Annotated in this window: 24 protein-coding genes; 17 read left to right on the forward strand and 7 right to left on the reverse strand. The window is 38.1% G+C overall.

The window, feature by feature from the left end; genetic code table 11:
* Window positions 1-182 precede the first annotated feature (182 nt).
* The 14 genes from ACI48O_RS02205 (at window position 183) to ACI48O_RS02270 (ending at window position 13,385) form a co-directional block, all read left to right on the forward strand.
* Complete coding sequence (locus tag ACI48O_RS02205) at window positions 183-650, forward strand: MarR family winged helix-turn-helix transcriptional regulator (protein ID WP_435560069.1); 468 nt, start codon at window positions 183-185, stop codon at window positions 648-650.
* Entirely contained in the window at window positions 647-3,757 is a 3,111-nt protein-coding gene (locus ACI48O_RS02210; protein ID WP_435560070.1) for an MMPL family transporter, read from the forward strand. Before ACI48O_RS02205 ends, ACI48O_RS02210 begins: the two co-directional genes overlap by 4 nt.
* Window positions 3,758-4,237: 480 nt before the next feature.
* Window positions 4,238-5,320, forward strand: a complete 1,083-nt coding sequence (locus ACI48O_RS02215; RefSeq protein ID WP_435560071.1) for a hypothetical protein — start codon at window positions 4,238-4,240, stop codon at window positions 5,318-5,320.
* A complete protein-coding gene (locus ACI48O_RS02220) occupies window positions 5,307-7,475 on the forward strand; it encodes a molybdopterin oxidoreductase family protein (RefSeq protein ID WP_435560072.1) in 2,169 nt (722 codons plus the stop codon). Before ACI48O_RS02215 ends, ACI48O_RS02220 begins: the two co-directional genes overlap by 14 nt.
* The gene (locus ACI48O_RS02225) at window positions 7,476-8,036 is read left to right on the forward strand and encodes a 4Fe-4S dicluster domain-containing protein (protein WP_435560073.1); all 561 of its coding nucleotides are present in this window, start codon (window positions 7,476-7,478) and stop codon (window positions 8,034-8,036) included.
* Between the two features lie 11 nt (window positions 8,037-8,047).
* Entirely contained in the window at window positions 8,048-8,572 is a 525-nt protein-coding gene (locus ACI48O_RS02230) for a Rieske (2Fe-2S) protein (RefSeq protein WP_435560074.1), read from the forward strand.
* A complete protein-coding gene (locus tag ACI48O_RS02235) occupies window positions 8,562-8,753 on the forward strand; it encodes a hypothetical protein (protein WP_435560075.1) in 192 nt (63 codons plus the stop codon). The genes ACI48O_RS02230 and ACI48O_RS02235 overlap by 11 nt, the downstream gene beginning before the upstream one ends.
* Window positions 8,754-8,759: 6 nt before the next feature.
* Entirely contained in the window at window positions 8,760-9,074 is a 315-nt protein-coding gene (locus tag ACI48O_RS02240; RefSeq protein ID WP_435560076.1) for a hypothetical protein, read from the forward strand.
* Window positions 9,061-9,345, forward strand: coding sequence for a hypothetical protein (locus ACI48O_RS02245; RefSeq protein WP_435560077.1), 285 nt, complete (start codon window positions 9,061-9,063; stop codon window positions 9,343-9,345). The genes ACI48O_RS02240 and ACI48O_RS02245 overlap by 14 nt, the downstream gene beginning before the upstream one ends.
* Window positions 9,338-10,639 carry a NarK family nitrate/nitrite MFS transporter gene (locus ACI48O_RS02250; protein ID WP_435560078.1) on the forward strand — a complete coding sequence of 434 codons (1,302 nt, stop codon included), beginning with the start codon at window positions 9,338-9,340 and terminating at the stop codon, window positions 10,637-10,639. Before ACI48O_RS02245 ends, ACI48O_RS02250 begins: the two co-directional genes overlap by 8 nt.
* Before the next feature lie 100 nt (window positions 10,640-10,739).
* Window positions 10,740-11,384 (forward strand): sensor histidine kinase, encoded by a 645-nt coding sequence (locus tag ACI48O_RS02255; RefSeq protein WP_435560079.1) that lies wholly within the window; start codon window positions 10,740-10,742, stop codon window positions 11,382-11,384.
* A 41-nt stretch (window positions 11,385-11,425) separates the two neighbouring features.
* Window positions 11,426-12,079 (forward strand): response regulator, encoded by a 654-nt coding sequence (locus tag ACI48O_RS02260; RefSeq protein ID WP_435560080.1) that lies wholly within the window; start codon window positions 11,426-11,428, stop codon window positions 12,077-12,079.
* Window positions 12,080-12,094: 15 nt separating this feature from the next.
* A complete protein-coding gene (locus tag ACI48O_RS02265) occupies window positions 12,095-12,544 on the forward strand; it encodes a GAF domain-containing protein (protein WP_435560081.1) in 450 nt (149 codons plus the stop codon).
* A gap of 82 nt (window positions 12,545-12,626) precedes the next feature.
* Window positions 12,627-13,385 (forward strand): sensor histidine kinase, encoded by a 759-nt coding sequence (locus ACI48O_RS02270; protein ID WP_435560082.1) that lies wholly within the window; start codon window positions 12,627-12,629, stop codon window positions 13,383-13,385.
* A gap of 48 nt (window positions 13,386-13,433) precedes the next feature.
* Here ACI48O_RS02270 and ACI48O_RS02275 read toward each other — a convergent pair whose 3' ends face one another.
* The 4 genes from ACI48O_RS02275 to ACI48O_RS02290 all read right to left on the reverse strand — a co-directional run bounded on the left by ACI48O_RS02275 (window position 13,434) and on the right by ACI48O_RS02290 (window position 19,885).
* Window positions 13,434-14,546 (reverse strand): GerAB/ArcD/ProY family transporter, encoded by a 1,113-nt coding sequence (locus ACI48O_RS02275; protein ID WP_435560083.1) that lies wholly within the window; start codon window positions 14,544-14,546, stop codon window positions 13,434-13,436.
* Window positions 14,547-14,557: 11 nt separating this feature from the next.
* Window positions 14,558-15,754: a Ger(x)C family spore germination protein gene (locus tag ACI48O_RS02280; protein WP_435560084.1), complete on the reverse strand. Its 1,197-nt coding sequence runs from the start codon at window positions 15,752-15,754 to the stop codon at window positions 14,558-14,560.
* The gene (locus tag ACI48O_RS02285) at window positions 15,744-17,429 is read right to left on the reverse strand and encodes a spore germination protein (RefSeq protein WP_435560085.1); all 1,686 of its coding nucleotides are present in this window, start codon (window positions 17,427-17,429) and stop codon (window positions 15,744-15,746) included. Before ACI48O_RS02285 ends, ACI48O_RS02280 begins: the two co-directional genes overlap by 11 nt.
* Window positions 17,430-18,028: 599 nt before the next feature.
* A complete protein-coding gene (locus ACI48O_RS02290) occupies window positions 18,029-19,885 on the reverse strand; it encodes an MASE3 domain-containing protein (protein WP_435560086.1) in 1,857 nt (618 codons plus the stop codon).
* A gap of 339 nt (window positions 19,886-20,224) precedes the next feature.
* Here ACI48O_RS02290 and ytvI point away from each other — a divergent pair, with 339 nt between their 5' ends.
* Window positions 20,225-21,256, forward strand: coding sequence for a sporulation integral membrane protein YtvI (gene ytvI / locus ACI48O_RS02295; RefSeq protein ID WP_435560398.1), 1,032 nt, complete (start codon window positions 20,225-20,227; stop codon window positions 21,254-21,256).
* 72 nt (window positions 21,257-21,328) lie between these two features.
* Here the strand turns inward: ytvI and ACI48O_RS02300 are convergent, their stop codons facing one another.
* The gene (locus tag ACI48O_RS02300) at window positions 21,329-21,913 is read right to left on the reverse strand and encodes a YitT family protein (RefSeq protein ID WP_435560087.1); all 585 of its coding nucleotides are present in this window, start codon (window positions 21,911-21,913) and stop codon (window positions 21,329-21,331) included.
* Between the two features lie 149 nt (window positions 21,914-22,062).
* Between ACI48O_RS02300 and ACI48O_RS02305 the strand changes: the two genes are divergently transcribed.
* Entirely contained in the window at window positions 22,063-22,626 is a 564-nt protein-coding gene (locus tag ACI48O_RS02305; protein WP_435560399.1) for an FAD-dependent oxidoreductase, read from the forward strand.
* Window positions 22,627-22,667: 41 nt separating this feature from the next.
* Here ACI48O_RS02305 and ACI48O_RS02310 read toward each other — a convergent pair whose 3' ends face one another.
* Complete coding sequence (locus tag ACI48O_RS02310) at window positions 22,668-23,666, reverse strand: inorganic phosphate transporter (protein ID WP_435560088.1); 999 nt, start codon at window positions 23,664-23,666, stop codon at window positions 22,668-22,670.
* 13 nt (window positions 23,667-23,679) lie between these two features.
* Window positions 23,680-24,297: a DUF47 domain-containing protein gene (locus ACI48O_RS02315; protein WP_435560089.1), complete on the reverse strand. Its 618-nt coding sequence runs from the start codon at window positions 24,295-24,297 to the stop codon at window positions 23,680-23,682.
* A gap of 273 nt (window positions 24,298-24,570) precedes the next feature.
* On the opposite strand from ACI48O_RS02315, the gene ACI48O_RS02320 reads away from it, so the two are divergent.
* Window positions 24,571-25,398, forward strand: coding sequence for an aldo/keto reductase (locus ACI48O_RS02320; RefSeq protein WP_435560090.1), 828 nt, complete (start codon window positions 24,571-24,573; stop codon window positions 25,396-25,398).
* Window positions 25,399-25,451: the final 53 nt, after the last annotated feature.

Here is a 25,451-nt window from a genome sequence, read left to right on the forward strand (position 1 = left end):
GGGTAATGAATAAACACAAAAAGGTCAGCTAAATTGCTGTCCTTTTTGTTTTTTATTTATTGAATAATTTATTGGAAATTGACTGATTTTAACCATATAAAGCATATTGACTTACGAAAGAAGCATATAATATAGTTAAACAAGTGAATAGTTCAATCATTTAACTAATTGGATGTGATTCAATGAACCAGGAAAAAATTCAAGAATTAATTGACCGCTACGTTAGGGTTTCTTTTTCGGTGACGAAAAAAGCAGAAGTACTTATTAAGGATCAAATTGGTGCGGATATAACCACAGACCAACATTACACTCTAAGGTATATCAAACAAAGAAGTCATTGCACCTCTTCGGAATTAGCAGAAGTGTTTGCGGTCAATAAAAGTGCTATTACAGCTATTATTACGAGATTAGCAGATAAAGGTCTAATTGTAAGAACACGAGATGAAAATGATCGGCGTGTTGTATATTTAGCTTTAACGGAAAAAGGAGAAGCTCTGTTCAACGAATGTGAACAGCGGGTGCATCACCTTGTTGAAGAATTTATTACAAAGTTTAATGACGATGAAATTAATTCTTTTATAAAAACCTATGAAAAGCTTGAACAATTACTAATTAACATCAAGGAAGATAGGCAGGGAGAGGGAATATGAGAGGGATTATAAAAGGAAAATGGTTCGTCTTACTAACATGGATTGCGGTTGTAACCGTGTTGATGATGTCTGCGCCTAATATGGCAAATTTAGTTCGTCAAAAAGGCGATCTTGTAGTACCTGAGGGGTATTCCTCATCTTTAGCAAACGAAATAATCGATGAAATTAAGGATGGAAATGAATCAACCGTTGCCCTCGTATTTCAAAGTGAAAAAAAGCTTACAGATGATGAAATCCAAGAGGCTAAAAGAGCTATTAATTTATTAGAAAAAAACAAAGAAAAATTGGGCATTAAGGAAATCACCTCCCATTTTAAGGAAAAATCGCTTAAGGAACAACTTGTATCAAAGGATGGAGCAACCATTCTGACCGCCTTGAAAGTAGATATGGGAGAGCGCGAAGATAAGGAAGTGTCCAAGCAACTTTATAGTGTCCTGGAAAATATTGAACTTGAACACTACTATACTAGCAGCTGGCTTGTGAATCAGGACTTAAATACGAATGCTCAGGAAGGTTTAAAGAAGACAGAGGGAATTACCGTTGTCTTTATCCTTGTCGTTCTTCTGCTTGTGTTCCGTTCTATTGTCGCCCCATTAGTCCCACTAGTAACCGTGGGCTTTGCGTACTTGGCATCTCAATCAATCGTTACCTTTTTAGTTGATAATTGGAATTTTCCTATTTCGTCCTATACACAGATTTTCTTAGTTGCTGTAATGTTTGGGATTGGTACGGACTATAGTATTTTACTATTAAGTAGATTTAAAGAAGAGATGGCAATACAGGAAAATATTACCTACGCAATCCTTGAAACCTACCGAACTGCCGGTAAGACAGTCTATTTTAGCGGTCTTGCAGTTATGGTTGGATTTTCGGCAATTGGATTATCGACGTTTAAATTGTATCAATCAGCGGCAGCAGTTGCGGTCGGTGTTGCGTTATTATTGGTTGCACTATCAACCATTGTTCCATTTTTTATGGTTGTGCTTGGTCGAAAACTATTTTGGCCGGCAAAAGGGACTCTTGAGCATAAGGACAGTAAGCTTTGGGAAATCGTCGGCCGGTTTGCCTTGGCTAAGCCTGTCGTTTCCCTATTAATTGTTGCAGCGGTGACGGTGCCATTTTTAGTAACCTATGATGGAACGCTCTCCTACAATTCTTTAGACGAAGTGGGAGACAAAGCGGACTCGATTAAAGCGTTTAACATGATCGCTGATGGATTTGGACCAGGTCAATCAATGCCTGCTCAGATCGTTATTAAAAATGATGAAAAAATGGACTCCGCAGAATATATTGGCTTAGCAGAGAAAATAAGTCAGGATTTAGAAAAAATTGACGGAGTCGATACGATTCGGTCGGTATCAAGGCCAATGGGAGAGCAGCTTGAGGATTTATTTGTTTCAAAGCAGGCTGTTGCACTTGGAAAAGGAATTGGTGAAGGAAATGACGGAATCAAGCAAATTAGTGATGGCTTACACGAAGCAAGCAGTGAGTTAGCTAATTCTCAGCCAAAGCTTGAGGATGCAACTGACGGAATCAGCAGTTTAGTATCTGGTACCGATGAATTAAAAACAGGAGTAGTAAAGCTTCAAAGTGGATTAACTCAAATTGAAGATGGTATCCGTAAGGGGTCATTGGGCTCAGGCGAAATTAAAAAAGGCTTGCAGGAGATAAAGGCGAATGCGGAAATGCTGGCTGCAGGAAGTCAGCAGTTGTTAGCTGGTTATGAGCAGGCTGGTGCAGGGATTTCTACTTTACATGGTGAGTACCAAAAAATAGAGGGCGGTCTAAAGGGGCTTTCTGAAGGGCTGGCATCAGTAAATCAACACTTTACTAATCTGGAACAAAAGTATCCTCAAATACAAGGAGACATGGAGGACTATCAAGCGTTAAAAGGAACAGTCCTTTATAGTCAAGGTGTGATTAAAACCTTATATGACGGTTTAACCATACTAAATATCAATTTAAAAGAAGCATCAACAGGAATAACTGGGGCAAATCAGCAGTTTGCTAAAATACTAGCTGGACAGCAAGCCCTTAACGCAGGAATGGTTCAGCTAATTACCGGACTTGATGAACTGCAAAAAGGGATGACTGCTACAGCGGATGGTCAAGGGCAGGTTGTTGGTAATGTTTCCAAGGTTACGGAAGGCTTAACTTCGATAAATTCAGGTCAGCAACAGCTCCTTGACGGGTTCTCTAATTTGGGTGGACAAATGACTCAATTAACGGATGGTCTTGAAAAAGGAGTAACGGGATTAAATCAGGTGCATGATGGTTTAAACTCTGCACAGGATTATTTAGTGGATTTATCGGAATCTGATCAAAGTTTAACGGGTATGTATATTCCTGAAGAAGTATTAGCAAGTAAGGATTTTGAAAAAGTTCTTGATACTTACATGTCAGAAAACCGAAAAGTAATGACCATTGATGTCGTTTTCAAGGAAAATCCGTATTCAAATGAAGCGATAAACCAAGTGGATGAGATTAAACAATCAGTAGAAAAAGCAACGAAGGATACAAAGCTTGAGAATGCCACTGTTGCTGTGGGCGGGATTACAAGTACGAATGCAGATTTAAGTGCGATGTCAAAAGCTGATTATTCACGGACGGTTGTCCTGATGCTTGTTGGAATCGCGATTATTTTGATTATTATGCTTCGTTCGTTTGTCATGCCGATCTATTTAATTGCTTCTTTAATCATCACTTACTTTACTTCAATGGGGATTACGGAGATGATTTATGTGAATATCCTTGGGTATGACGGAATAAGTTGGGCTGTACCATTCTTTGCCTTTGTCATTCTGGTTGCACTAGGAATTGATTATAGTATTTTCTTAATGGATCGATTCAAAGAGTACAGCGATTTGTCTGTTAGTGAGGCAATGCTTCTGTCGATGAAGAAGATGGGGACAGTCATTATATCGGCTGCGATTATTCTTGGCGGAACGTTCGCGGCAATGATGCCGGCAGGTGTACTTTCCTTGCTGCAAATCGCCACGCTTGTTTTAATTGGATTGTTCCTTTATGCATTAGTGATTTTACCTTTATTTGTCCCGGTTATGGCCAAAATCTTTGGCAAAGCAAACTGGTGGCCATTTATAAAATAGCTTGCAATAAATATTAAAAAAAACGCAGGGGGCCCCCATGCGTTTTTTTATATTGGTCGACACGATTTCATTAGGATATTTTTTTGCGGACATGAAGTTCCTTATTTTAATAAAAAACGCTGTTTTTCAAATATTTCCGGACATGAAGTTCGCTATTTGTTAATACATCAAGCAAATAAGGGACATTTAAGCTAAATAAAGGAACCTATGTCCGATAAATAAGGGAAATCTCCATTTTTGATGTAAATAACGGATTGTATGTCCGCACAACTCCACAGTGTTTTATAGGGAATTTGCAACCTTTCCACAACGATAAATCCCCATTTACTCTTTTTATGTCCAAAAGTTGAACAAATCTAGTCGAAATAGGGGGATTTCCCTGAGAGGATGGGGAAGTTCCCTGATATTTTAAACACCCCCCAAATCTTACAATTAGAGTCAATTGAAAGGTTCTAATTTGTAAATAGGGGAGGACTTAGTATGGAAGCAAAACTTTCAACTACAAAAGCAAATGGGCAAACCTTCGAAAATGCCTTTGCATCTAAATTTGCAAAATCAATGTTTTTAACCGTAATTGGACTTATTATTTTAGTGTTTATTGGAACAAGAATGTTTACCCACATCGACCTTAATTTATATGGATATATGGTTGGAACGATCGTTTTTATTGGTGGCTTCTTTTATCGTTTCATAGCTTGGGGTGAAAGACCACCGACAAAGATCATTATTAAAAAAGGTCTAAAGCTGCTAACACGGAAATCAACCCCAAAAACTTCCGTTGAGCATTTGGCCACTTACAATTTTATTTGGAATCGTGGAATATACCGTTGGACTCAGCACGTTCTAATTGGTTGGGGCTGCGTTATATCCTGTATGGTTACGTTCCCGCTTGTTTTCGGTTGGATGTATTTCACAATGGGAGAGAACGGCTACTATACGATTGTTCTAATGGGATTAGATCTTATCGTAATTAAAGCAGATGGGATAATTGGTTTCCTATCATACAATGCTTTGAATTTCTCAGCAATGATGGTAATTACAGGGGTATCCATGGCGCTTTACCGTCGCTTGAAAAATATGCAGGCACGTGCAGAACAAAATTTCATTTATGATTTCTTACCGCTATATCTTTTGCTATTTATCTCAGTTACTGGTTTAGCCCTAACTTTTATGAACGTATTTCTACATGGCTGGGGTCAACCGGTAATGTCATTGATTCACCAGTTTTCAGTTATTATTACACTCATCTATTTGCCATTTGGAAAACTTGCACATATTCCGTTCCGTCCAATGAGTGTTTTGGCCCGTAACTACCGAGAACACTACGCTGAACAAGGAATGAAGGAGTGTAAAGTTTGCGGAAACGAGTTTGTGTCAAATGAGCAATCCCAGGATGTTATTCAAGTTTTAGGTGTAAATGAAATGGAGTTCAGGTCAACAGAAGGAGCTCATTTAGCGGAACTTTGCTTACCATGTCGTCGGAAATATCGGATTGCACAGTTCTCAGGATTTCCTACCCATGAAGTGAAGGTTAAGGAGGCAAACCAAAATGCAAAGGGATAAGTTTTTTAAAGAAATTGAAAACGTAGTTCATCCTGGCGAAAAGCTGGTAAAAACTCACTGCAGCTATTGTGGGATGCAGTGTGGAATGAATTTAAGGATTGATATTGCGACAAATAAAATTATTGGTGTTGAACCTAGATATGAATGGCCGGTAACGGTTGGGAAAATGTGTCCTAAAGGGGTTACTGCCTATCAACAAACCAATCATCCAGATCGTATTTTAAAGCCATTAATTCGTGATAATGCCGCATTAAAGGGAACAAAGCAAGGGTTCCGTGAGGCAACATGGGAAGAGGCGTACGATTTAATCGCCAATAAGTTCCAGCAGCTGCAACGTGAATACGGAAAGGATACGTTAAGTGTTTATAGCGGCGTATCCATGACAAATGAAAAATGTTACCTAACTGGTAAGTTTGCCCGTGTTGGACTTCAAACTCGCTATATTGATTATAACGGACGTTTTTGTATGTCTAGTGCTGCCGGCGGATTTATGCGTTCCTTTGGAGTGGACCGCGGGTCAACATTGCCTTGGACAGATATTCATGAAACTGATTGTTTGTTTATTGCTGGAAGCAATACAGCAGAGTGTCATCCTACTTCGATGTTCCGTGTTTGGGCGGTTCAAGAGCGAGGCGGTTACTTGATTGTTGCTGACCCTCGTGAAACCCCAATCGCCCGCAGAGCAGATGTCCACCTGGATTTAAAACCGGGTACAGACCTTGCCCTTGCAAACGGAATTTTAAACCTGCTTATTCAAAACGGTCATGCTGATGAAGATTTTATCAATAATCATACAAATGGGTTTGAAGAAACAAAAGAATTAGTAAAGGAATTCACTCCAGAATATACGAGTCAGTTAACCGGGGTCGCGCCTGAAAAGATTATCCGTGCAGCTGAAATTTACGGGAAAGCTCCCAATGCAGTCGTGCTATTTGCACGGGGAATTGAACAACAGCATAAAGGGGTAGACAATGTTTCAGGCTATGTTAATTTGGCGCTCGTAACGGGGAAAATTGGCCGTCCTAAAGCAGGAGTGGCAACTTTCACAGGCCAAGGAAATGGTCAAGGCGGACGTGAGCATGGTCAAAAAGCAGATGCCCTTCCAGGCTATCGTAAAATTGCCAATCCAAAACATGTAGAAGAAGTATGTAAGGTTTGGGGAATCACACCGGAAGAAATGCCAAAAGCAGGTGTCTCAGCTTATGAAATGTTTGAGTTAATGGAGCAAAAAACGATTCGCGGGTTGTACTTATTATGTTCAAACCCTGCCGTCTCAGCACCTAACTTAAACTATGTTCGCGAACAAATGAAAAATTTAGATTTCATGGTGTGTGTTGATTTCTATTTATCAGAATCGGCGGAATTTGCGGATGTGGTCCTTCCTACAACCACCTGGTCTGAGGACGAAGGAACGGTTACCAATCTAGAAGGCCGGATTATTAAAATCAATAAAGCTCAAGAGCCTGTTGGAGAATCAAAGCCAGATTGGTTAATCCAAGTTGAACTATCTGAGCGTTTAGGCAAAGGAAAACATTTCTCTCATCTAAAAACAGCTGAAAAGGTAGCAGAAGAATTCCGCTTAGCGTCTAAAGGCGGTTACGCTGATTATTACGGGGCAACCTGGGATAAAATCGAAAAACAAGATGGAGTATTCTGGCCTTGTAAAGATGAAGAAGATAAGGGGACACCACATATGTTCCTTGATAAGAAGTTTTATCATCCGGATGGAAAAGCAAAAATTTGCGCCTTACCATATCGTCCTCCTGCAGAAGAGCCTGATCAGGAGTATCCGATTCGCTTAACGACCGGCCGTGTTGTTTACCACTATTTATCAGGGAACCAAACTAGGAGAATTCCATTCCTGCGAGACATGTGTCCTGAACCATTCGTAGAGGTGCATCCTGAGCTTGCTGCTAAATATAACATTGAACATGAAGAGGTTGTTCGTTTATACACCCGCCGCGGGGAAGCGGATTATAAAGTAAAAATTACTGAAGCGATTCGTAAAGATACTGTGTTTGTTCCATATCATTTTGGACATGACCAATCGATTAATTTGCTTACTATTCCTGCTCTTGATCCGATCTCAAGAATGCCGGAATTTAAAGCATGCGCAGCACAGATTGAAAAACTAGAAACGAAAGTGGTGCAATAAATGAAAAAGAGGCTCTATATTGAACTGGAAAATTGTATAGGATGCCGCTCTTGCCTCGCTGCTTGTACACAGTGCGGAGGTCATGAACAGCGCAATCGAAACTATGTTTATGACGTAAACCCGCTTGTGAACAGACAGACCATGCCGCTTATGTGCCTTCACTGTGTGAATCCAGCCTGTGCGAGAAGCTGTCCTGCCCAAGCGATACAAATACATGAAACAGGTGCCGTTTTATCTGCACTTGTTGAAAAATGCATTGGCTGTCAAAACTGTACGATTGCTTGCCCGTATGGCATCCCGAAATTTGATACTGAGGAAAACTTAATGTACAAATGTGATCTTTGTATCGACCGGAGTAAAGATGGGATTCCGCCGATGTGTGCAAGTGTTTGCCCAACCAATACATTACAATGGTTAACAGATGAAGAAATAGAAAATAAGAGACAAGCTTACAATATGGATAATGGTAAATGGGTAACCAGTGCCCCTTATCTTGAGAATGAAACAAATGTCAGAGTCAATCTTCCTGGAATTATCCAGGGAATTACTAAGTTGTTTTAGGAGGGATTAGCATGACAGAAAAAAATAATAAAATCCCATTCAATGAAGATAATTACACTCACAATATAAATCGAAACAATGAACGGAAACTTGATCGTCGAGGATTCATGAAAACATTAGTAGGAGCAGCAGGTGTTTTTGCAGTATCCTCCCTGCCGTGGGGAGCGCTTGCAGCCAAAGAGCTGACAGGTCTCGGTGAAAAGGAATATCCACATAAAAAAATAACCGATTTAAATGCATTGGAAATTGGCAGTGCTGTAGACTTCAAATTTCCGGGTGAGCACGATGACGCTATTCTAATCCGTTTAGGTGAGGAGAAATTTGTAGCTTATCAAAATGCCTGTACCCATCTTCGCTGCCCTGTTTTTTGGGTAAAGGAAGAGGGGGAAATGGTTTGTCCGTGTCATCACGGGAAATTTGATGTTGAAACGGGTGCACCTACAGCTGGTCCGCCTCGTCGGCCATTGCCGGAAATTCAAGTAAAAGTAGAAAAGGGCGCGGTTTACGCAGTAAAGGTGAAACGTTATGAAGCATAACTATGTTGGTGTTTCCTTACTTTGTGCCATCTTATTTCTAAATATTATTTTTACTCAATACATGGTTCACCAGTACTTTTACCAAAATTTTTTCAATGCACTAACGGCTTGTATCATCAATGTTCTTTTATTCCCAGTGGCATTTTACGTTTATAGATGGGATCAAAAGCGGAAGGCGTGATGGTTAATGAACAATGAGACCTATCTGGATTTTTGCTTTATTCGCGAAAAAACCGGAAATTTCGCGGTGGAGATTAATGAAATTTTAACAAATCTGTTTGCAGAAGTACGATTGAATTGGTACCTAGAAGAAAAAACATTAGAGGGCGCAGAAATGGTTATCGCAGAAGTTAAAGGGATGAGTAAGTGGCGTTCGGAAGAAGAGACCCTTCATTTTTTAGAGGAAAACGGAAATAAACAATTTTGGCAATATTTACAAGGATACAAAATGTTTATTTATCCGGTAACGATGAGAGGATGTTCTAGCTGTGGGACACATTAACATGGAGGATCTTCAGGATTTTGTTTCTGTTCCGGTTGAGGTTGCCATATTAGACGAGCATGGCGGAGAAAAAGCGCCGTTTGTCATAAAAACAATAAAAAGATTGGGGCTCTGTCCAGATCAAACCCATTTAAGAATCTACTTTGATGATGTTTACTTTCTGGCAGTTCCGTTAGATTCAAAAGTTCGAAAAACCAATTTAGAATGGTCAGCGATTGATGCAGGGGGAAACCTGCATTATAAAATCAGGAAGGTGAGAGAGAATGAGTAATCGAATAACCAATTGGAATCCCGAGGATGAGCAGTTTTGGAAATCTGAAGGAAAAAAGCATGCCACAAGAAATTTATGGATTTCTGTTCCAAGTTTGATGCTTGCATTTATTGTATGGCAAATATGGTCTGTTGTCGCGATCAGATTAAATGATATTGGCTTTACATTTACGGAAAGTCAATTATTTACCCTAGCTGCAATACCAGGTTTAGTTGGAGCGACGATGCGATTTTTCTATACATTTGGAGTAGGAAAATTTGGAGGACGAAACTGGACTGCCTTCTCGACAGTGGTTTTATTAATACCTGCGATTGGAATTGGACTAGCTGTTCAAAATCCAGATACTCCATATTCGATTATGCTTCTGTTAGCTGCTTTATGTGGTCTTGGTGGCGGAAACTTTTCTTCTTCTTCAGCTAATATTAGTTTCTTTTTTCCGAAAAAGGAAAAAGGGACAGCGCTTGGTATTAATGGTGGACTTGGAAATATGGGCGTTTCAGTGGTCCAATTTGTTACTCCGCTAATTATTACAACCGGCACATTTGCGTTTTTAGGAGATGCACAAGTTTTGGCAAATGGGGACAAGCTTTGGCTCCATAATGCTGCATTCATATGGGTTATTCCAATCATTATCGTGTCACTAGCTGCATATTTCGGAATGGATAACTTACCAGGAACAAAACAATCTTTCTCCGAACAATTTGTAATTGTAAAACGAAAGCATACATGGATTATGACTTGGTTATATGTGGCCACATTCGGCTCTTTTATCGGTTATTCTGCTGCATTTCCATTATTATTAAAATCGCAGTTTCCACAACATATCTCATTGGCATTTCTCGGTGCATTTCTTGCAGCAGCTTCCCGCCCTGTCGGCGGATGGATTTCCGATAAAATTGGCGGTGCACGTTTAACCGCTTATGTTTTAGTAGTAATGGGGATTGGTGCAAGTGGGGTAATCTACTTCTTAGGCGACAAACAATTTGCTGGCTTCCTTACCTCATTCTTAATATTATTTATAGCGGCTGGTTTAGGTTCAGGTTCAACATTCCAAATGATTCCTACTATCTTTCCGCCTAAGGAAGCTGCTCCGGTTATTGGTTTTACAGCAGCATTTGCAGCATACGGTTCCTTCTTAATTCCAAAGTTGTTTGGTTGGTCCATTAATGCAACAGGTACCTATGCCACAGCATTTTATTTCTTTATTGCATTTTATATCATTTCAATTGGATTAAACTGGTTTTATTATCAACGGAACACGGTAAAGAAAGAGGTACTTACTGAGGCCTCATAATTTTTTAGTATTCGTCTCTGGTTTATTTTATAATAATATATTAGAGGAATTTATCAGAGACATCCCCTTATGTTTCTTAAGGTAATGGAGGTGAATTCGAATGAAGACCATATCATCAAATAATATTTCTTCGTATATCATCAGGTCGCAGGAAGAAGAGATAAAGCGTGTTGCAATGGAACTTCATGAAGGAGTCGGCCAAACTTTATACAGTATTTATACTGGACTGCAGTTTATTGAAACGGGAGTAAGTGAACCGCAAACGAAACAGTATGTTAAAGAAATGGCTGAACTACTAGAAAAAACGATTCAAGAAATTCGACTATTTTCAGTAGAATTATATCCTCCAGCCTTAACGACATTTGGTTTACTCGCGGCGATAAAAAACTATACGCAACTATATACATCGACATTTGGAATTGAAGTTGAAGTAGAGAGTATCGGTTCAGAAGTTTCAATTGCTGAGGAGAAAAACATTACCATTTTTAGAGTTTGTCAGGAGGCTTTTGCCAATATTGCCAAATACGCTGATACCTCGAAAGCAAAGATTACTTTTACCTGGACCACTAATCAATTAGCGATTATGATCACTGATTTTGGAAAAGGTTTTAACTTATATGATAATGAGAATTCCGCTTCAGGCTTGGCTGCTATGAAAGAAAGGATGGGGTTAGCAGGCGGAGATTGTACGATCACTTCAAGCATTGGAGAGGGAACCACTGTTCATATCTTATTACCCATTTAATCTTTCAGGAAAAACAAATAGAAATATATGGGGGAAGGAATATGATAAAAATACTGCTCGTGGATGATCATGCTGTTGTTCGAATGGGATTAACGATGCTGCTCAATAATTATCCTGATATGCAAGTTGTAGGTGAAGCATCGGAAGGAAATGAAGGAATCAAGAAGGCACTATTATTGAAGCCTGATGTGGTGATAATGGATTTAAGTATGCCACATGGCAAAGATGGTTTATCTGCTACCTCCGAATTAAAAAAACAGATGCCTCACGTTGCGATCTTAATCTTAACGATGCATGATGACGAAGAATATTTGTTTAGAGCCATTCAAGCAGGAGCATCGGGATGCATTTTAAAAAGTGCTCCTCAGGATGAACTTGTGGCGGCTATTCAGTCTGTTGCAGATGGAAATGCTTACCTTCATCCTTCAGCTATAAAAAAACTCATTACCGAATATATGGAGACCGTTAAGCAAGGAAATACCGATACCTATAGCCTCCTTTCTGATCGTGAAAAGGAAGTATTAACACTGGTTGCTAAAGGATTTTCCAATAAAGAAATAGCTGAACAATTAACGATTAGTGTAAAAACCGTTGAAACTCATAAAGGGAATTTGATGGAGAAGTTGCATATGAAGTCAAGGCCGGAGTTGGTCGCATATGCTTTAAAAAAGGGGCTGCTTGGGTATGGCATGTAAAGGATTCGATCCGGTATGATAAATTTAAACGATAATCAATTGGTTATCAAAGCTTGTAATGGGCTTAAGGAGCAAATTAACTGTGATTTTGTTGGTCTGGCAATCCAAAACCAAAATGGACCTGATATTAGATGGCATTACGCAGTGGGGAATTTAAATGATAAGTATAAACGGATAACAGTTCGATACGGTAAAGGGATAGCAGGAAAGGTTATTTTAACTGGAAGCCCGATGAGCATTGTTCATTTTCCAGATCAAATAAATGGAAAAGCGATTGAATATCCAATCATGCTTGCTGAGAAATTAATATCTTCCTTTGCGGTCCCCATTTTTTATAAAAATGCTCCTAAAGGGGTACTGTTAGTTGGAAAGAGATCTCCTTATACTTTTTTAGAAAAAGAGCAGCAAATGGTCCAAGAAGTTGCAAGCTTTATGGAAGAAATGCTGTCCGAGATTCTTTCGTAATCAGTAAACTTAGTTTATTAAAGCGGTTACTAGTGACTTAACTTCAGTATCAATAAAAAAGGCTCGAAGCAGGAGGTTTGAGATGGACGACGGTTTGATTTTGCAACAAAATATGAATAAAAACGGTCCTAGTTCAAATGAAATTTCCGCGTTGTTAGAGGATGGAAATATTAATGCCGAGTTAAAAAATTCTTTAGAAAAGATCATAAAATCTTATCAAGAAGAACTTCAAAAAATGGCCTCAAGAATCATTGATGTTCAGGAAGAAGAACGAAAAAAAATTTCAAGGAATTTGCATGATGGGCTGGGTCAGAATCTTTACAGCCATTTGATAACGATAAATTTACTTAAATCGCAAATGGAACATCCGTTGATCGAGCAAATGCACCGTGAAGCTGCACAATTAATTGAAGAGGTTCGCGAAATTTCCTGGGAATTACGCCCGGCGGTTCTGGATGATCTTGGACTTGTACCTGCCATACGTTCCTATTTAGCAAGGTTCAGTGAATATTACGGAATTGACGTTCAGTTTGAAAGCCAAATACATAAACGATACAATATCACAATTGATTTAACTATTTATCGAATTATTCAAGAAGCACTAACGAACGTTCGCAAATATGCAGATACAGACAAGGTGTGCATTAATTTAACTGAAAAGGAAAACGTTGTTAACGTTATCATAAAGGATTATGGAAAAGGTTTCGATCTCAAACTAGTCTCAAGGGGAGTGGGAATCTTTAGTATGGAAGAGAGAGCCCATGCTGTTGGTGGGATATTCAAAATAGAGTCCATCCCTGGAAAAGGAACGAAAATATGTTTAGAAATACCTCTAAAATAATGGTCAGCATTGCAAAAATTCTTTTTTCGCAAAAAGCTGACCATTTTTCTATGTATTTTTAAGTTGTCCATGTTTGTTCAGTTTATTTCTAAAGAAAAATCCAAATAGCCAAATCAACATTGGAAGTAAGATAGCAGTTGAAACGGAAATGGTAATCCAATTTGTTTCTAAAAAATACAAAGCCCGACGATGATCACTAACAATATAATACCCGAATCCGTTGAGAATTAGGGCAACAGGAAAAATCAGCTTTCGATAGTCCTTTAGACCAATAACCCTTTGCAAGGAGATCGAGGCACAAAACAGCGCCATCATAATTTGGGTTAAGCTTGACAGAGCAAATAAAGCAACCATGACCAATTCATAACGGTGTAGAAATAGGCCAATACTAGCGCTTCTCGCCATTTGCATGCATGAAATGATGTATTGCCCGGCAACTTCAGAGGTTAACACTCCTGCCTCTAAGATTGGCCACATCAATATAAACATTCCGCTAAAGGCACTCCCTGAGACCCCACCTCTTCTCCAAGTATTTGGATCCTTCACATATGGAAGTATAAGTGCGGTCATCATCGTTGCAAGGGCCCAATCCCCGTTATGATGGCGACTCGCCCAAAGAATCTTCGGAAGCCCAGATTGAAAGGTAGGAAGAAGTTCGAGAATATCAAATTGCGTTAATGAGCCTAGTAGTATCAAAATATTTAAGGATAGGATTGAAAAGATCCCTAACAGAGCCATTCTGCCGATGACTTCTAATCCGTAATGAATCCCGACAGAGCCAACAATCATTGCAGCTAAAAGAAAGAGGATCGTTGGAGCCTCGGGGAGGAAATAATCTTTTAAATGATATACGAAAGTAATCATGACGATGCTATAGGCTAATAAAAAAAACAGAAAAAAGATTGTGGCAACCATTTTCTCCACAACTTTCCCAAACATGACCCCGCTTTGACGAATAAGGTCCCCATTGGGCATTCTCTTGATGACGGTGATTGTTATGAACATGATCAATACGCCCTGAAGGATTGAAAAGCTTGTGGATATCCACATATCATTACCAACCTCACGGGAAATCGATCCTTGTGTTAAGCCTATGGCTTTTGCATAAATCATGTTAATGATAAGCGCCATGAACATTCCATTCGTTATTTGTACTTTCATTTCATTTTCCCTCATTTTCCTGTTTTAGTAGGTTTGAAAAGGAGAGCAGTATCTTCAATGTTAACCGTAACATCTATTTTTACAGCTGCGGTTTGGAATTCTTCATCCCAGCGGTTTTTTATTTGTTGCCATTCTTTAGGATATTTGTTGTTAAATATCTTTCCGAGTTCTAATATATCGGCTTTAAAATCCTTTTGGGCCTTAGAAACAATATTGTTAACATTTCCTTTTAGTTCGTTTGCTACCTGTTTTTCTAGTTTAGTTATTTGAGCTCTATCCTCAAGCGAGAGGGGGCATCCTGCTTCTACCATACTAAAATCCGTATCATATTTTATGTGGAAGCTGATTTCTCCATTTCTATATAAGGGAGTAACCTTAAATTTATAGTGCTTGAGCTCAAGACTGATTTTTTGCTCTGGTTCCTTTGGGCAGCTAACAGCCATTACACCAGACTCCACTTTTTCAATGAAAGGAAGAAGTCCCCTTGTCTCTTTCTGACCTAAAATCCCAACAAGCTTATCTCCTTTAAAAACTCCTGCTCCGGATAGATCAATCTGCTTATAGCTGCCTTCCTGTCCAGGCTTCTTATTAGATATACCTCGTTTGATGAGCTTCACTCTTGCTAAGACAGGTTCTGAGCTTTCGCTTAAATATGCTGATTGCAAGTCAATCATTTGCGTCCGTGGTGCTTGGGCAGAAATGCTACTGTAACGGAATAATTTATCCATTGCCTCACCAGAAATCACTTCTAGACCTGTCATCGTTGATAAAATATTGCTGGCTTTATTTGGGGTAACGACAACCCAAGTTCTCATTCTAAGTTCGGGGTTTCTTGTAAAAAAGTCGATGATGTCGCTAATTCCATCCCTTGCTAAATCCTCATTGATGATAATGATGTAATTATGAGCCCAAAAAACTCGTCGTGTTGAAAAGGTTGATAGACTTCGAATTGCTTCAAAAATGGTCTTACCTTCAGCTTTTGCAGACCAAATTGGATCACCAGTATTCCCGGCCGGAGCACCTGTTTGCCCTCTTGCATCCGCTGGTCTTGCTATTTGCACTGATACCACCACTTTGCCATCCTTTCCTTTATCAAGACCAACTGCCATTACAAGGGCCAGCTCGTTAATTTCTCTTTTTCCAATACATCCATTTAAAAAAATAGTGAGGGTAAGGGATATTAACAAAAACAAGTGTTTAGTTTTCATCCTTATTTCTCCAATTTTTTTTCGTCTTTTTCTTTCTATGTTTAAAGAGATTGTTTTTTCTTGGTATTTCCTTCTGTTCCTGTTTCCCTTCAGTTTCGTCATTCTTATTATTTTCATTTACAGGACCAGGTTTTCCTGAATTAGGAGGCTTAGGAACCTGGTCTTCCCCAATTCTTGAATTACCCTCACCGGATGCAAGCTGAGGCAGACTTCTCATGCTCCACCACGGAAAACGGATAATGGAATCCTTTTGGTCTGACGGCTTGAACGGAGTTGCTGGAGCTAAGTAGGATTCTCCAAAGGATCGTAGCGACATCGCATGCAGTGCCAAAAGGGAAAATACGACCGCAAATCCGAGTAGTCCTAATGTTCCCGATGCGATCAAAAGTGGAAAACGGATCAGTCGGATTGAGAAGGAAGCGGAAGAATTAGGGATTGCGAAAGAAGCAATTCCGGTAACTGCAACAATAATAACCATTGTTGGGGAAACAATACCAGCTTGAACAGCCGCTTGACCAATAACAAGTGATCCGACAATACTAACGGCTTGGCCAATTGGTTTTGGCATTCTGAGACCGGCCTCTTTCATCAATTCAAAGGATACTTCCATTACTAGTGCTTCAAGAAGAACTGGAAAGGGAATGACATCTCGTCCGGAAGCAATTGTAAGCGCTAATGGTGTCGGGATCATTTCTTGATGAAAACTGACTAATAGAACGAAAACAGATGGAAGTATTAAACTAATAATAAAAGCTATGTATCTCACGATTCTAAAAAAACTTCCAGATAAGTACTTTGTGTAATAATCATCGCTGCCCTGCAGGAACTGCCAAAAGTAGGTCGGGACAATAAGGACAAAGGGTGTATTATCCGTGAAAATAGCTACTCTGCCTTCATAAATAGCTGAAGCCACCTTGTCAGGGCGTTCTGTGCTTTGGATTGTGGAAAAAGGTGAAAATGGGGCATCCTCGATAAATTCTTCAATGTAGCCACTTTCAAGAATAGCGTCAATTTTTATTTTTTGTAATCGCGCTTTAACTTCGTCTACTAAGCCCTCTTTTACCGTTCCTTTTAGGTAAGCAATGTTGATATCGGTTTTTGATTTAGTGCCAATTTTCATTCCTTCAATCCGAAATAAGGGATCTCGGATTCTTCTTCTCACTAAAGCTGTATTCGTGCGGATACTCTCAGTAAACCCATCCCTTGGGCCACGGACAACCTGTTCTGTTTGGGGTTCATCAACTGACCGGGTATCCCAGCCACGTGTTGAAGCAATAAAAGCATGATTACTGTTATTAATGAAAAGACAAGTGTCTCCAGCAAGAATGGCATCAATTCCTTCGGAAATCTTCGATACGACTTTAAGAGACGCGGTTTCCATTACTGTTTCTTTGAGAATATCAGTAAACTGTGAATGTTCATGAACTTCATTCAAAACGGGATGGATTTTATCCGTTTTGTATAACAAGTCCTTTATTAGTTTTTCAACTGATTCTGTGTTAGCTAATCCATCCGTATAAAAGCAGGCAGCGCTGATCTTTTTCTTTGTATGAAAAACAAAATCCCGCTGGGCCAGATCCAAACTGTTTTCCAGAATGTCCCTTACCATAGAGATGTTTTTTTCTAACCTTATATCAATATTACTTTCAAGGATTTGTGTAAGCTTGTCATCCATCGGAAAAACTCCTAATGTAAATATTTCATTATTAGGATTGCCTATTTTTGTTAAATGTATGAATAAAAATGAGAAGGGAAAAATGGTAAAAACGAAAATTGATAGGTGAAGGTATGGATTTTTATCATTGGTGGATTTACGAATATGTTTTAAATACCCAGTGGTTTATTTGGACAATGGTCATTATTGTGTTTGGTTTTAACTTCCTGGGTCCCGTCGTGGTCTGGTTTCGGATAAATAGTAAACCACTTCCGTTTATTTCAAAATTGAAAAAGGATAGAAATCACCAGAAAGAAAATGCAAATACCGAGGAATCTCAGTAGTTTAATGAAAAGTAAAAACGCAAAACAAGGTTAATTCGATTCCTTTGTTTTGCGTTTGTTTTTTTGTTATGGCTCTGTTAATTTGGCTGTTGATTTCCGCTGCAGGTGCTCGCTTTCCGCGGGGGGAGTCCGGGAGCCTCCTCGGCGCCATTGCGCCTGTGGGGTCTCCCGAGACACCTTCTCCCGCAGGAGTCTCGCACCTTCCGCTCCAATCAACAGAGTGCTCAAAATCAACATTGTTCTTTAACAAAGCTTTTGGATTAAGAGAGTGGCTGATTAATCCAATTCTTGATAAATTGGTAGTGTTATTTTGAAGGTTGTCCCTTTATTTAGCTTACTTTCTACCTCGATCTGACCGCGATGTTGTTGAATAATCTTTTTGCACATCATTAGGCCTAGTCCATTTCCTTTTTCTTTTAATGTAAAGAAAGGTTCGCCTATTTTTTTTAGCGCATCTTCTGGAATTCCGCTACCCGTATCGTTAAAACTAATATTCATATATTCATGGTTTTGTGGAGTAATGGTTATATTTAAAGTTCCGCCATTTGGCATAGCTTCAAATGCATTTTTCATGAGATTCATGAATACTTGCTTAAGATGGTTCTTTTCACAGAAAACTGGTAAGGTTTGGCCTGTTTCATTAACGTTAATTTGAACGTCCTGCAAAATAGCTTGTGGCTGAAGAAGGGCAACAACCTGATGAATAATCGTTGTGATATTTTCTGGTCTGTATAATAATGCTTGAGGTTTTGCAACGGCCATAAATTCGTTTGTAATCTGTTCAATCCGATCAACTTCTTCCAGCATCAGCTTGATATATGTCTGATTTTGCTGGTCAGCATCGTTTCGGATTAATTGTAAGAAACCTTTAAGGGTTGTTAGGGGGTTCCGAACCTCGTGAGCAATTCCTGCAGCCAGCTCACCGAGAACACCTAATTTCTCAGTGCTTTGAATCATATCCTCCATATGCCTTAACCTTGATATATCAGTCGCAGAACCAATCACTTCGGTTACATGACCATCATCAATCATCGGCTTTAATGAGATTAACATTGAAACGTCTTTAATATCCATTTCAAAGGTAACTTTTTGACCAGAATTCCAAGCGAGTTGATAATGGTATAAAAGAAAGTCAGCACTTTCCGGAATAAGCTCTTCTAGTTTCCTTTTCCTAACTTCAATTGGGTCAATTCCCAGCTTGTAAAGAAGTTCACCATTACATAAAGTGTGAATAAAATCATTACCGTGTTTTTTAAATTTAAAAATAATTCCCTGTTGTTCGCGGATTATTTCGTCAAGCTCTTGTCTTGCCCGATTTATTTTTTCTTCGGCAATCTTATCCTCACTTATCGCCGAAAAATAAAAACCTTTCATGATAAAGAAATAGCCAATTACTTTAAATAGATGTCCAGTAATATTATCAATATCATGAATATCTCGATAGATCGTAAAAATTAACTCTGAGATTAGTAAAAAATAAAACGATAAAAAGATATATAAAGCAGCCGGTTTCTTTGAACGTTTGTAAACTATAAAATTGAGCAACATTGAGATTAAATAAAGAAAGCTGACAAAGTATTCGATTCCTTTCTTTAATGGCGTTGTGCCGAGCCCTTCTATAACAACGGCTGGAAGACGGTCTTCAAAATGAAAGATTAAAAACGATACGATATAAATATAGAAGAATGTAATGAAAGTTAATAGTACCCTTGGGTCTTTTTTTAGTCTTTTTTCAGGTAGCAGAAATACGACAATCACCATAATGGAGCCGGTAAGTCTGCTGATTAACCAAAACCAAATGGATTTATGAACTGCCCCTTCGGAAATAAAGAACGGCATGTTTTTAAATGTTAAAGTGTGAATGAGGTCCAGTATCCCAATGGTTACAAATATAAACGATAAAAATAATAATCGACTAGACTTGGAATAGGAAAAAACTTTCCAACCATATGTGAATATGGCAATTGAAATCGAAATACTAAAAAACTCAAGAATGATATGTAAACTTGTATAGTATTTTTGATTGAAAAATGGGAAAAGTTCTTGTGAATAGTAATGAATTAATCCAAATAATAGAGTCCCTACCAGGGCATATAGGATTATTTTTCTTTCAAAAGCTTTAAGGCTTTTCAATTTTGACCAACTCTTTCATGTGATTTAAATAGAAATTTTTTATTTAGTATTTAATCCATGAAGCCTTTTGACGAATTTTTTAAATTGTTTCAATTTTTATAATATATTTGCAAAACATCCCGGTCAATAATGAATTTTTTTGAAATTATTGTTAAATAGTAATGTTGGATAAAGAAAATCATTTGTGAAGTTTTTCATATTGAAATAGGGCATACCCTGGCAAAGTGTAGTAAAATAAAAGCAGTAAATAGAATAAAAGGGAAAATTCATTTTTTCCTGTATAGCACAACTAAGAATAGAACCTCTTGAGAGGATAATATAAGGAGAGTTAAAGTGTTGATGTGGAGAAAATGGATTTATGTAGTAGTAGGGGTTGTACTGGCAGCGATTATTTTGCCGTATAGCTTGCCATTAATATTTGCACTTCTTACAGCCATTTTACTAGAGGGATTGGTTAAATGGTTTATGAATAAATTACGGTTTAGTAGATTGCAATCGGTTATTGCGGTGTTTTCTGGCTATGTTCTTCTGATAACAGTGATTGGCTATAATACGATTGCTATTATTACCACGCAGACCATTGCACTGTCAGAAAAAACACCAACGTTTGTTAAAGACTTTTACCGGACAGGTATTCTGCCGTTGATTAAAAAGTGGGAGTTTTATTCACAGAGTCTTCCAAAAGATGTTATTTACTCAATTGAAAAAACAGTTGAGAATTCAATCAATACGTTAGATTCTTTTTTACAAAGTTTTGTTCAAACCATCATTAATTTCTTAACGATTATTCCAGGTTTTTTAATTGAGGCACTAATCTATTTAGTTGCATTATTTATGATTAGCTTGGAACTACCTAAGCTTAGAGAAAAAATGGAACAATACTTAACAGACCAAACGAAGAAGAAAGTATACTTAGTTACGACGGAATTAAGTAAGGCTGGAATCGGATTTATAAAGGCGCAAATTATCTTAAGCTTAATGACCTTTATCATGGCGTTTGTGGGGTTAACTTTTTTAAAGGTTTCCTATACAGCGTTATTGTCACTGTTAATTGTCGTTGTTGATATTTTGCCGATACTCGGAACAGGCTCAGTGTTGGTTCCTTGGGCCGTTGTGGCGATACTTCAAGAAAATCATTTTTTAGGAATAGGATTAATTATCCTTTTTGTGGTGATTACTGTAGTAAGAAGGATTATCGAGCCGAAGGTGTATTCAAGCAGTTTAGGAATTTCACCACTAGCAGCGTTAATAAGCTTATATATTGGCTTCAAATTACTAGGTATAGCAGGCGTATTCATTGGGCCGATCATGGTCATCATTTATGAAACACTGAAGAAAGCAAATGTTATAAAACTAAATTTTAAAATTTGATGAAAAAAACTGAGGTCTACTTCACCATCTAGATCTCAGTTTTTTTATGCATTTCTTTTATGTGTGGGTGAATTATTTTATTTCAAGTGTTGGCGTTGTGTTGATTACGGTTAGGGTAGTCATGATTCCAACAAAAATAATGGTAATAAAGGAATAGCAAAATTTTTCAAATCCTACAATTTTCATTCCACTAATGATTACTAGTCCATCTATAAAAAAGATTAAAATTCCGACATTAATAGAAATGATTTTCCCTATTAACTGGGCTAATAAGTCTGTACCACCTGTACTTGTTTTATAACGAAGCATCAATCCGATCCCAGTGCCCACAAAAATCCCACCGAAAATAGAGCTCCAAAGCATACTTAAATGGAACTGATCATTTACAAAACTTAGAACATCGATAAAAAGTGAGGAAACGATCAAACCATTTAAGCTGTTATAAAAAAATTGCCGCTCATAAACCCAAGCTAAACAATAAAGTGGGATGCTTAATATAAGCATACTCAGTCCAGTTGGAAAACCAGAGTAGTAATGAATGATTAAACCAATTCCAATAATGCCGCCGTCTAAAAGATGATGCGGAATTAAAAACCCATTAATACCAAGTCCAATTAAAAAACTTCCCAAAATAACAGCAAACGTTTTTTCTATCATGAAACATCACCCTTACTTGTCCTCTAATAAAAAGTATGAGTGGAAGGATAAAATAGAAGTGAAACTTACGTGAGCAGATGGTTTTACAATTTTATTTAGTTAATCTAAATTTAACTTATGGAATAAATAATATGAGGACGGTGGTAAATATGTTTGAAATTGCGATCATTGGTGCGGGTCCAGCTGGTGGAAGTGCAGCCTTGTTTGCAGCAAAGGCTGGCAAGAAGACACTCTTATTGGATCATGGGAAAAGCATGACAGCAAGGGCTTGGATGGAAAATCACTATGGGGTTGAAGCAATTAGTGGTCCGGACCTGCTTGAAGTTGGCCAGAAGCAAGCAATTAAATTTGGGGCAGATTACAAGAAAGAGGAAGTTATTGATATTATTGAAGATAATGGAAAATATATAATTAAAACGGAACAGGGCGACTACGAAGCACAGCATGTGATTTTAGCAACGGGTGTTTTAACTGAGTTGGCTGAAAAAATCGGTGTTGTAACGAAGGAAGGAACTGAACCTAGAATTAAAACAGTTGTTGCGGTAGATCCACAAGGAAAAACGAATAAAAGTGGAATTTGGGCCGCAGGAACGATTGCTGGTGTAAGTGTCCATACAATTATTACGGCAGGAGACGGAGCCCGTGTCGCGATTAATGTCATTAGCGAATTAAACGGAACACGCTATGTCGACCATGATGTTCTAAAAAAATAAGATAAAAAAGGAGGTTCCCAATTGGAACCTCCTTTTCCTATTTAAAAAAACAAATCTAATACATAATAGCTGATTGCAGCAATAAGAGCTGAAATTGGCAGGGTAATAACCCAAGTAATCAACATCCGCTGCGCTGTTCCCCATTTAACCCCTTTAATGCGGTGGGATGCACCAACCCCAAGAATGGAAGAAGAGATAACGTGTGTTGTACTTACAGGCAAATGGATATAAGTTGCCCCAAAGATGATCATCGCACCTGTTAAGTCAGCTGCTACCCCGTTAACTGGACGGATTTTCATAATTTTTCCGCCAACGGTTTTAATAATTTTCCAACCACCAACAGATGTCCCAATCCCCATCGCTAAAGCACAAGAAATTTGTACCCAAGTTTGAATGTCATCACTGGTTTGATAATTATTAGCAATCAATGCCATAGTTATGATCCCCATTGCTTTTTGGGCATCATTTGTTCCATGTGTATAAGCTTGTAATGCAGCCGTTCCGATTTGGAAAAGCCGGAAATTTCGGTTTGTCTTAGTCAGGTTTAGATTTTTAAAAGCAATTTTGAAAATGCTATAAACAAGGTATCCGGCAGCAAATGCTAAAATTGGTGAGAAGATCAGCGCTTGAAGAATCTTTAAAAATCCTTCGTAGTTCAAGGAAGTAAACCCAGCAGCGGCAATGGCTGCCCCTGCAATCGAACCAATAATCGCATGGGATGAGCTACTAGGGATTCCATAATACCATGTTAATAAATTCCAAAATATCGCTGCAATTAATGCTGCCAAAATCACAAGTGAACCATTCTCAAGCGTAAATGGATCCACAATATCCTTCGAGATGGTTTTAGCAACCCCGGTGAACGAAATGGCACCAAGGAAATTCATTACTGCAGCTAAAATGATCGCGTGCCGAGGCTTAAGTGCCTTGGTAGAAACTGAGGTGGCAATAGCATTAGCTGTATCGTGAAATCCATTGATAAAATCAAATGCGAGAGCACCTATCACAATTAAGATCGTTAAAATAAACATTGAATCCATAGATTAAGGCTCCTTACGCATTTTTCATAATAATGGTTTCAAGCGTATTTGCAACACCTTGGCAATAGTCTGCAATATCCTCAAGGTTTTCATAAATTTCTTTATATTGAATAATACGGATAGGATCTTTCTCCGTTGTGAATAAATGTTTAATGGATTGACGTAGAATACCATCACATTTAGACTCATAATCTTTAATTTTAATTGCATGATCACGAATATTAAGCAGTTTTTTTGATGACAATAGCTCAACTGCTTTATCGATTTCAATCGCAGCGCCGCGAATAGCATCCACAAACTTTACCATATACTCGTCAGCTTCAGTAATTGAATACATTTCAAATAATGCAGCGCAAGCTTCAATTCCATCAAGAACATCATCCATGCTCATTGCTAAATGCAGGATATCTTCACGCTCAATTGGAGTTATAAAGGCGTTATTTAGATCAACTGTTACTTCATGAATGAATGAATCACCTTTAGTTTCAAATTCTTTCATTTTTTCAGAGAAAATTTTCAAATCACTCACGTTTTTAAGCTTATAATCAGCAAAAAAATCAGCGCTTTCTTTTAAATTTGCCGAAATATTACTTAAAATGATTGCGAATTTATCCTTCTTTTTAAAAGCCATTGTTGAACCTCCATTATTTTTACAGAAATAAAAATCTCAACCGAAATATTGTATCCGAAAATTGTCGTAAATGAAAAGAGAATGTAAATAAAATTTACAAAATCTTAATATTAGACCTTTTTTGTAAAGAAATTATTAAGAAAAATGTCGAGATAAGGTGAAAAAAGTTGTAAATAGGTATATTTTTCTAAATATACTGGACTACAGCCATATAAGATTTCCTTTCATGATAAAATAAAATTAATTTTATCTTTTCCAAAGGAGGTCATTAGTATGAGTAGTATTCAAGATACAGTTCGGCTAAATAATGGGGTTGAAATGCCTAAGTTTGGTCTTGGCGTGTATAAAGTAGAGGAAGGTCAGCAAACGGAAAATACCGTGAGAAAAGCGCTTGAATTAGGCTACCGTTCGATCGATACCGCAGCTTTTTATCAGAATGAAGAGGGCGTTGGAAAAGCTGTTAAGGAAAGTGGAATTCCTAGAGAAAAGTTATTTATCACTACAAAGGTTTGGAACAGTGATCAAGGCTATGACTCGACGATAGATGCCTTTGAGAAGAGTATGAGAAAACTTAATCTTGAATACCTTGATCTTTATTTAGTGCATTGGCCCGTTATCGGTAAGTATCTTGAAACGTGGAGAGCACTTGAAACCCTTTATCAGCAGGGAAAGGTAAGAGCGATAGGGGTTAGCAATTTCCAAATTCATCATTTACAAGATATCTTTGATCATTTCCAAGTTAGGCCTGCCATCAATCAAATCGAACTTCATCCAAAATTAGCACAACCGGAATTACGTGCATTTTGTAAGAAGCATGGAATTTTTGTTGAAGCATGGTCCCCGATAGCCAGAGGACGATATTTAGACGAACCTGTTTTAATGGAACTTGCTGAAAAACACGGCAAAACAGCAGCACAAGTTATTTTGCGCTGGCATTTACAAAATTATGTGATCATTATTCCGAAATCGATTACAGAAGCTCGGTTGAAGGAAAATGCTGATATTTTTGATTTTGAACTTAGTTTAGCTGAAATGGAAAACATCAATCTTTTAAATGAAAATAAACGATTTGGAGCGGATCCAGATCATGTAGATTTTTAAATAAACTAATTAGAACAAAAGGACCAAAACGGAAGCAGTAGAGCCTTACGTTT

It is taken from the genome of Neobacillus terrisolis (genome assembly GCF_051233475.1).
In the GTDB taxonomy this organism is placed as follows: domain Bacteria; phylum Bacillota; class Bacilli; order Bacillales; family Cytobacillaceae; genus Bacillus_BU.

Excerpts from the sequence above, each read along its gene's own strand:
- ACI48O_RS02215 (WP_435560071.1), top strand. The coding sequence starts at position 4,238 with ATGGAAGCAAAACTTTCAACTACAAAAGCAAATGGGCAAACCTTCGAA.
- ACI48O_RS02235 (WP_435560075.1), top strand. The coding sequence starts at position 8,562 with ATGAAGCATAACTATGTTGGTGTTTCCTTACTTTGTGCCATCTTATTT.
- ytvI (WP_435560398.1), top strand. The coding sequence starts at position 20,225 with ATGTGGAGAAAATGGATTTATGTAGTAGTAGGGGTTGTACTGGCAGCG.
- ACI48O_RS02205 (WP_435560069.1), top strand. The coding sequence starts at position 183 with ATGAACCAGGAAAAAATTCAAGAATTAATTGACCGCTACGTTAGGGTT.
- ACI48O_RS02255 (WP_435560079.1), top strand. The coding sequence starts at position 10,740 with ATGAAGACCATATCATCAAATAATATTTCTTCGTATATCATCAGGTCG.
- ACI48O_RS02270 (WP_435560082.1), top strand. The coding sequence starts at position 12,627 with ATGGACGACGGTTTGATTTTGCAACAAAATATGAATAAAAACGGTCCT.
- ACI48O_RS02230 (WP_435560074.1), top strand. The coding sequence starts at position 8,048 with ATGACAGAAAAAAATAATAAAATCCCATTCAATGAAGATAATTACACT.
- ACI48O_RS02275 (WP_435560083.1), bottom strand. The coding sequence starts at position 14,546 with ATGAAAGTACAAATAACGAATGGAATGTTCATGGCGCTTATCATTAAC.
- ACI48O_RS02305 (WP_435560399.1), top strand. The coding sequence starts at position 22,063 with ATGTTTGAAATTGCGATCATTGGTGCGGGTCCAGCTGGTGGAAGTGCA.
- ACI48O_RS02265 (WP_435560081.1), top strand. The coding sequence starts at position 12,095 with ATGATAAATTTAAACGATAATCAATTGGTTATCAAAGCTTGTAATGGG.
- ACI48O_RS02210 (WP_435560070.1), top strand. The coding sequence starts at position 647 with ATGAGAGGGATTATAAAAGGAAAATGGTTCGTCTTACTAACATGGATT.
- ACI48O_RS02285 (WP_435560085.1), bottom strand. The coding sequence starts at position 17,429 with ATGGATGACAAGCTTACACAAATCCTTGAAAGTAATATTGATATAAGG.
- ACI48O_RS02280 (WP_435560084.1), bottom strand. The coding sequence starts at position 15,754 with ATGAAAACTAAACACTTGTTTTTGTTAATATCCCTTACCCTCACTATT.
- ACI48O_RS02315 (WP_435560089.1), bottom strand. The coding sequence starts at position 24,297 with ATGGCTTTTAAAAAGAAGGATAAATTCGCAATCATTTTAAGTAATATT.
- ACI48O_RS02225 (WP_435560073.1), top strand. The coding sequence starts at position 7,476 with ATGAAAAAGAGGCTCTATATTGAACTGGAAAATTGTATAGGATGCCGC.
- ACI48O_RS02320 (WP_435560090.1), top strand. The coding sequence starts at position 24,571 with ATGAGTAGTATTCAAGATACAGTTCGGCTAAATAATGGGGTTGAAATG.
- ACI48O_RS02300 (WP_435560087.1), bottom strand. The coding sequence starts at position 21,913 with ATGATAGAAAAAACGTTTGCTGTTATTTTGGGAAGTTTTTTAATTGGA.
- ACI48O_RS02250 (WP_435560078.1), top strand. The coding sequence starts at position 9,338 with ATGAGTAATCGAATAACCAATTGGAATCCCGAGGATGAGCAGTTTTGG.
- ACI48O_RS02260 (WP_435560080.1), top strand. The coding sequence starts at position 11,426 with ATGATAAAAATACTGCTCGTGGATGATCATGCTGTTGTTCGAATGGGA.
- ACI48O_RS02310 (WP_435560088.1), bottom strand. The coding sequence starts at position 23,666 with ATGGATTCAATGTTTATTTTAACGATCTTAATTGTGATAGGTGCTCTC.
- ACI48O_RS02240 (WP_435560076.1), top strand. The coding sequence starts at position 8,760 with ATGAACAATGAGACCTATCTGGATTTTTGCTTTATTCGCGAAAAAACC.
- ACI48O_RS02220 (WP_435560072.1), top strand. The coding sequence starts at position 5,307 with ATGCAAAGGGATAAGTTTTTTAAAGAAATTGAAAACGTAGTTCATCCT.